Here is a 1454-nt window from a genome sequence, read left to right on the forward strand (position 1 = left end):
TACCAGTAGGCTTTTTGGGGCTGTCGAACTTGATAACGCGCTACCCAGACACCTGACGGGGCGAGTTCTCCTTGACCCTCGAAGAAATTTTTGTAGGTTTCGAGACTAGCAATTGCCGTCTGTAAACGAGTTATTCTCTCTAGTTTATCTTGTGGTGACTTACTGGAAACTCTTCTGCCCATTGATCTAAATCTCCATCAAAATATATTCGCGATTATAACTCGCGAATTGGACTCCCAAGGATTTTTAAGTGCTTAAATAGCTAGCTGACCGTTTAAATAAGCACAACGAAGTTGTAAGATATTAGCCACATTTTCTCTTAGCCACTGGGCTCCAGTTAGTTTAACACGGTGGCTTATTTGTTTGACGGCTGATTCCACAGCTCCGCTGCCAATTGAACAAATTTGTTCCCGTTGAAACCATTGATAATTGATTAACCTTTGACGGTGCTTGTTAAGATAGTTAAGAAAGTTCGTTCCTCCCACGGGCTGAACCGACTTCAACAACTTCCGAGCCTCGGATACCTGTCCCATCCACAAGTAAGCCTCTAACTGTTCTTTGATGGATTTTTTCGTTTCTATTTTATGCAGGTTTTCGGTTAGGTGATACCAGTCCAAGATTTCAATCCTATCCTTAGTCTCTCCAATTTCAGCAAATATGTTCCAGATTCCATCATGTCCATCTCCTAAGCAGTACAAGGGCGAGGTTAATCTTTGACTATTTATCCAATCCGTTAAAGATAGGTTATCTTGAAAGAAGGCTCCGTAATAAATCCCTGTCTTGATGCAGTCGCTCATGGGGGGAACCCCCAAGACCGCGCTGCATCGCTTGTAAACGGGCTGTTTTGTATTCTTGCCAAAAACTCGGTTCTCCTAAAGCTTTTGTCCTCAGACGAATTTTTCCCCCATCAACACTTATCTCGGATAACTCAAGTTTTAGATCAGGAAGTGGTAGGTCAATTTGGTTCACTTTGCGATGATGAGTGGAGTGACCGACTTTTAGCCCAGTTAACAGATACAAGTCACTCTCTGCATTTTGATAAGATTCATTGGCACTTAAGAGGAGACAGCATTTTTCCAGCAGAGGACTATGGCGTGTATAGGCTTCTATCCCTAAAGCATCTGCTTGTTTTTTCGTAATCTTCAGTTTTCCCAAGCAGCTTTTTAGGGTTCGGGTTTTTCCTCGTCGGGTTTGGGTCTTTTTGGTGATAAAAAAAGGGCAATTTTGGGACTGACATGTTCTAGAACCTGCTCTCTAACTGCCATTTCGATATCTGCTAGGTTTTCCAAACTATCCGTGTCAGTATTGTTATAAAGGATCTCACTGGCTCGTTTTAAACAAGCTTCCAGTTCTTCCTGTTCGGCTCTGGTCATGATCAAAGGGTATGAACATCTACCTCTCTATTATGCCAGGGTACATGTAGTCCAGTTCTCTACTCATTTAATTCGCGATTA

Annotated in this window: 2 pseudogenes; both read right to left on the minus strand. The window is 42.4% G+C overall.

Going from position 1 to position 1454, the window contains the following annotated elements:
• Nucleotides 1-182, minus strand: a pseudogene (locus tag F6K37_RS42160) (transposase); the annotation flags it as partial.
• Nucleotides 183-254: 72 nt separating this feature from the next.
• Nucleotides 255-1373: pseudogene (locus tag F6K37_RS42165) on the minus strand (ISKra4 family transposase).
• Nucleotides 1374-1454: the final 81 nt, after the last annotated feature.

This window comes from Moorena sp. SIO4E2, assembly GCF_010671945.1.
GTDB lineage: Bacteria > Cyanobacteriota > Cyanobacteriia > Cyanobacteriales > Coleofasciculaceae > Moorena > Moorena producens.